General features: G+C 72.1%; 4 protein-coding genes and 1 pseudogene. 3 read left to right on the top strand and 2 right to left on the bottom strand.

The genetic code is table 11. The features are described from left to right. Positions 1–397: pseudogene (locus G4D87_RS32395) on the bottom strand (hypothetical protein); the annotation flags it as partial. A 105-nt stretch (positions 398–502) separates the two neighbouring features. Here G4D87_RS32395 and G4D87_RS32400 point away from each other — a divergent pair. The 3 genes from G4D87_RS32400 to G4D87_RS32410 all read left to right on the top strand — a co-directional run bounded on the left by G4D87_RS32400 (position 503) and on the right by G4D87_RS32410 (position 3976). After that, positions 503–1378 (top strand): DUF2058 family protein, encoded by an 876-nt coding sequence (locus G4D87_RS32400; protein WP_163786554.1) that lies wholly within the window; start codon positions 503–505, stop codon positions 1376–1378. A gap of 137 nt (positions 1379–1515) precedes the next feature. Next, complete coding sequence (locus tag G4D87_RS32405) at positions 1516–2277, top strand: SDR family NAD(P)-dependent oxidoreductase (RefSeq protein ID WP_163786555.1); 762 nt, start codon at positions 1516–1518, stop codon at positions 2275–2277. 139 nt (positions 2278–2416) lie between these two features. Then, a complete protein-coding gene (locus G4D87_RS32410) occupies positions 2417–3976 on the top strand; it encodes an outer membrane protein assembly factor BamB family protein (protein WP_240358785.1) in 1560 nt (519 codons plus the stop codon). A gap of 5 nt (positions 3977–3981) precedes the next feature. On the opposite strand, the gene G4D87_RS32415 is transcribed toward G4D87_RS32410, so the two are convergent. After that, complete coding sequence (locus tag G4D87_RS32415; RefSeq protein ID WP_163786557.1) at positions 3982–5811, bottom strand: methyl-accepting chemotaxis protein; 1830 nt, start codon at positions 5809–5811, stop codon at positions 3982–3984. Between the last annotated feature and the right edge of the window lie 39 nt (positions 5812–5850).

Here is a 5850-nt window from a genome sequence, read left to right on the forward strand (position 1 = left end):
CCCGCATCACCTCCAGGCCCTGGTCCCGGGAGTTCTCCAGCACGCCGTGGAAGTCCCCGCCGACCCCGCCCGGACCAGCGTGGAAGGTGCGCGTCTCGGTGAGCTTCACGGGGATGGAGGCCTCGGAGGTCCACTCGTACCCCAGCGTCGCCTGGTAGCGGTGGGGGCCCAGACGCTCGGTCACCTCGGCGGCGTCCATGCCCAGGATGCGGCGCGCCACCTGGGGGTTGTCCGCCACGTCCTCGGGGGGCAGCTTCTCCTTCGCGGACGCCACCACCTTGGGCGGGTCCTCCGGCGAGAAGATGCGTGCCTTGGCCGCCTTGTCGACCGGGTCCGAGCAGCCGGCGGCGGCCAGCGCCACGGCGAGGGTGAAGGCGGACTTCTTCAGACGGCTCACGACTCCTCCGGGAGGGTACGACAGGGCCGGCAAGTTACGTGGGGCATACACGAGCGGCAAGCAGTGGCTTGCGTGCGGCCGTGCAAGGGATAGAACGCCCAACTCATGCAGAACCTGCGCGACAAGCTATTGAAGGCGGGCCTCGTCACCGAGGCAGAGGCCAAGAAGGTGGAGTCGAAGCCCAGCCAGGCGGAAGCCCGGCGGCCCGGACCCCAGGAAGGCGGCCGTTCAGGCGGCAACCGTCCGCCCCCCCGCCGTGATGACAACCGGACACAAGGCGGCCCGCCCCGAGGCGAGGGTGGAGGCCGTCCGAGTGGCGGCCGTGACGCCGGCCGTCGAGAGGGCGGCGGACGTCCCGGCAGCGGCTTCGGAGGTGCCCCCCGGCACGGCGGAGGCCCCCAGCACGGGCGGCCGGCCGCGGCGGCGCCGGAGCGGGCCATCCCCAAGCTGCCCCCCATGCCGGGCTCCAAGGCCTACCAGCGCGCCGAGTCCAAGCGGCAGGTGGAGCTGGACCGCGCCCTGCGCGAGCTGGTGCTGGGCTCCCAGGTACCCGTCGAGGCGGGTGAGACGACGTTCTACTTCATGACCCGCAAGGGCAAGCTGCGCCGGCTGGAGCTGAGCCCGGCGCAGGCGAAGCAGCTCGAAGAGGGCGAGCTGGGCGTGGTGGAGCGCCCCGAGCCCGCGCAAATCGAGCACTCGCTGGTGCCGGCGTCGGCGGCGGAGCAGATGTTCGCGCTGTCGAAGAAGTCGGTGCGCTTCTTCAACCGCAAGGAGAACCCCGTCGGCTTCATGAACGACGAGGAGCTCAAGGCCCAGCAGGCCGCCGAGGCGGCGGGCACCGCGCCTGAGCTGTCTGACGAGCCCGAAGGCGCGTCCGACGAGGCCTCTGCCGAGCCCGAAGGCGCGTCCGAGGCTCCGGCCGAGGGCGAGGCGGCTCCGGCCGAGCCGAAGGCCAGCGGCGACGAAGCCCAGAACGGCTGAGCCGGACACCCGCGTCTTCCCACCCTCCCCCTCCCTCGTGGAGGTGGGAGGGTGTCGATGTGGCCCGTGGCGTTGAGCGCCACGCGGCCCTGGCACGTCTTGCTGCCAGCGTGAGGGCCCGGCGCTAGGCTGGCCTCATGACGATGACCTCCAAGACAGTGGTGGTAACGGGCGCGAGCCGAGGCATTGGCCGCGCGGTGGCGCTCGCTTTCGCGAAGGCGGGCCATGACGTGTGGGCCCTGGCGCGTTCGACGGAAGCGCTGGAGTCGCTCCGGCGGGAAGGCGGCGAGCGCATCCGGCCGCTCGCGGTGGACGTGGCCGACGAAGCGGCGCTGGTTGCCGCGAGCCAGCGAGTCCTCGCCGAGGGGCCTCCTCGCGTGCTCGTGAACAACGCGGGCATCACCGTCTCCGCGCCCCTGACGAAGACGCGCACCGAGGACCTGGCCCGTGTCATGGCCGTCAACGTGACGGCGCCCTTCCTCCTCTGCCGCGAGCTGATGCCCGCCATGGCCCAGGCGGGCGGCGGACGCGTCATCAACATCGGCTCCATGGCCGCGGTGCGGGGCGTGAAGTACACGTCCGCGTATTGCGCGTCGAAGCACGCGCTGCTGGGCCTGACGCGCGCGCTCGCGGTGGAGTACGCGAAGAAGCAAGTCACCGTGAACATCGTGAATCCGGGCTGGGTGGAGACGGACATGTTCGCCGGCGCGACCTCGGCCATCAGCGCCTCCACGGGCCGCAGCGAGGAGCAGGCGCGCGAGGCCCTGGCGTCCATGAACGCCATGGGCCGCATCATCACCCCGGAGGAGGTCGCCGCCCTGTGCCTGTTCCTCGCCTCGGACGCGGCGGGCGGCATCACCGGCACGGCGTACGCCATCGACGGCGGCGAGCCAGGCTGAGACTTCACTCCCATTCCGCCTGACTGCCTGCCCGGCCGCCACCCGTGGCCGGGTGTGTTGCGCAGCGGGAATCCCATCCCCACTGTGGCTGGCCACCTCGGCGACAAGCCGCGCGGTGGCCAGCAATCGGGAGGCGGGCGTGAGTGGACTGCGGAGCATGGTGCTGGGCGCGTGTCTGTGGGTGGGCTGTTCGTCGTCCGTGGAGGACGGAGCGGCGCCCACCGTGGAGACCCCCGCGGAGGTGACGCCAACGCCCACCCCCGGCGGTGAGACGCCCGCGCCGCAGGCGCCCACACCGGAGCCGCAGGTGCCGCCCCCGGCGACCTCGGCGGCGTGCTCCGGACCCGAGGGCACGGCGCGACTCGCGTGGAGCTACGACGCCGCGTGGAACCTCACGGTGGACTTCCGGGGGACCATGGACTCGGACGGGCACACCTACTGGACGGAATGCGAGAGCAGCTATTGGGTGGACAAGGACCCGAGCCAGCTGGCGTGTCAGCTCGTCTCCGTCACGTCTGAGGGGACCGAGCGCTACCGGCGCGACCTTCCCCCCCCGGGCGCCTGGGGCGTTCACACGGTGGCGCGGGGACAGCTCTTCGTCACGGGTCGGCTCGCCCTGCTCTCCGCGCGGGACAGCGCCACCGGACAAGAGCGCTGGAGCGTGTCGCTGGGGGCCGCGAAGGACGAGGACCCGCAGGCGCACCCTGCGCTTCGCATTGAATCGCTCGTGCTCAGCCCGCCCTATCTCATCGCGCTGGTACACGACACGTTTGGAGACGTGGGCGCGGAGGACCTGCTCGTCGCGGTGCACGCGGAGACCGGCGCGGTGGCGTGGAAGGCGCCCGTGCCGCCCGTCCATGCGCCGCTGGTGGTGGATACGGAGGGCAACGTCTATGGCGGCGCCTCCGACGTCCTGGAGCAGCGGACGGAGCTCTTCTCGTACGCGGCGGATGGGCAGCTCCGCTGGCGGACCCAGCGCGCGGGCGTGCTCGAGCCCACCGCCGTGGACGGAGGGACATTGATGCTGGGCCGCGCGGAGCTGGCGGACGCGGCCACGGGAGCGCCCATCGCCACGCTGGCGACTGCGTCCGCGGAGTCCTTCTATTACTCGCTGGGCCGCTCCAGCTCGACGTTCGGCCGCACGGCGATGCAGGCGGACCGGCTCCTCGTCCTGCCAGACATGCGGTGCACCAGCGAGGGCTGCCCCACCACCACCCATCCGGGTGGCACGTTCCTCTATGGGCTGGACCCCTCGAGCGGAGCGGTGCGCTGGCACCGGGCCGTGGGCACCTGGCCGATGTCACCGCTCCTCACCCAGCGTGGCTCGCTGCTGCTGGTGGACCGGCCGGTGGACGCGACGTGCGGCGAGCACGCCTGCACCGGTGATGACGCCGCGTTCGGTTCGTTCCTGCGGGAGCTGGACCCGGAGGGGAACGAGCTGTCCGCCTGCGCGCTGCAGGGACAGGCGCCGTACATCACCCCGCCCGCGCTGCACCGGGGACGCGTGGTGTTGGGGGTCTGGACGAACTGGAATGCGAGCAATGACTGGACGCAGCGGATGAGCATCCGCGCCTTCGACCTGACGGCGCCCGATGAGCCAGCCTCCAGCGGCTGGGTGAGCGCGGGTGGCGGCAACGCGCGCTCGGGCCAGACGAGGCCCACGGGCGCGGCGGCACAGGCGCGGGCCACCGGCCGATAAACGCGCTAGAGCTGGTACCGGCCGACGATGGCGCTCAGCTCGGCGGACGCCGCGGAGAGCTGGATGGCGGACTGCTCGCTCGCGGCCATCCGGTCGACAATCTGGTCCGCCAGGTCGGCCATCGAGCTGAGCGCGGCGAACAGCTCCGCGATGCCCGCGTCCTGCTGGCTCACGGCATCGGCGATGCTACGCACCGTCTTGCCGTTGCTCTGGATGATGCCCGCCAGCGAGCGGAGGCTCTCGCCCGCCGCGCGCACCTGCTCCAGGCCACCTTCCACCTCGCGCGCCCCGCCCTCGCTCGTGCTCACCGTCTGCGAGATGGCCCGGCCGATATCACTCAGGATGGACTGCACGCGCGTGGTCGCCCCCGCGGACTGGTCCGCCAGCGACCGCATCTGCCGTGCCACCACCGCGAAGGAGCGGCCCGAGTCACCGCTGCGCGCCGCCTCGATGGAGGCATTGAGCGCCAGCACGTTCGACTGGTCTGCCAGGTCCTTCACCGTGCGGGTGATGTCGCCCACCTGCCGCGTGCGCTGGTGCAGCTCCGCGACGGTGCGGCCAATCTGCTCCACGTGCGACCGGATGTGCGTGAGCCCGCCCACGCTGCCGGACACCGCGGCCTCGCCCGCCTCGCCAAAGCCGCTGGCCTTGTCCGCCTCCTTCAGGATGACCTCCACGCGCCGCGCCGCCGCGCGAGAGGCCTCCTGGAGCTGCTGCGCCGCCACCTGCGTCTCATGCAGCGCCACCGCCTGCTGCGACACCGCCTCGTTCTGGACGGACGCGGACTCGGTGAGCTGCGTGGACGCCGTCTCCAGCTGCTCGGCCGAATGGCGCAGCGCCATCAACAGCTCGCGCAGCTGCGACATCAGCTCCGAGAACGAACCAGCGAGCTGGCCAATCTCATCCTTCGAGCGCACCTCCAGCGCGCCCCGGAAGTCGCCCTCCGACACCACCCGCGTGGTGGCCACGGTCAGCTCGCGCAGCGGCTCCATCATCCGCCGCACCAGCAGGAAGATGGCCGTGCCCGCCGCCGCCGTGACGATGATGCCCAGCAGCACCACGAGCAGCATCGACGCGCGGAACCGCTCCGCTTCCTTCCCGCCGTCGCGCGTGAGCAGCAGCGCCACGCCCGGCCCCATCTCCACCCGGCGCAGCTGCAACGACACGCCATTCACCGACACCTCGTCCGGCCGGCCCTTCCCCTCCAGCGCCGCGAGCAAGGCCACGTCAGGCACCGCGCTCAGCGCGTGCGCCACCGGCTTGCCGCCCACGGTCAACACGCCCTCCACGCCGCGCTCGTCACGCAGCGCCTGGAGCTCCACCTCGCCCAGGACCCGGCCCAGCACCACGTACCCCACGGTGCGGCCCTCGGCCGTCATCACGGGCTGCGCCACGGCCTGATGGGGCACCTCATTCACCAGGAGGATGCGCGCGCCGCCCTCCTTCACCAGGGCCTCCATCCCCGACAGCACACCAGGTGGCGTGCCCACGCGCACGCCCGCCTCGGGGTCCACCGCGAGCAGCAGGTCCACGCCCAGGAGCGACTGCTGCCCACGCAGCGAGGGCTCGAGGTGCGCTCCGACGCCGGGGCCGCTCGACAGCACGGTCCGCAAGGACGTGCTCGCCGCGGCGACGCGGGCCAGGGCCGTCAGCGATTTCACCTCCTGGGACAGGACGCGGCTCCACGCGGCTTCGTCTTCCGCCAGACGGGACGTGACGGCGTCGTGAGACCACGTTCGCAGCGACACGCCCGTGAGCGCGACGCTCAGCGTGGAGAGACAGAGGATGACAAGGGAGAGCGCTGCGGTCAGGCGCGCGGCAAGGCTGTGCGTCATTCGCTACAAGGCCAGGGGATGGGCGGGGGGACCCAGTGG

Origin of the sequence: Myxococcus vastator, assembly GCF_010894475.1 — a bacterium.
Lineage (GTDB): Bacteria > Myxococcota > Myxococcia > Myxococcales > Myxococcaceae > Myxococcus > Myxococcus vastator.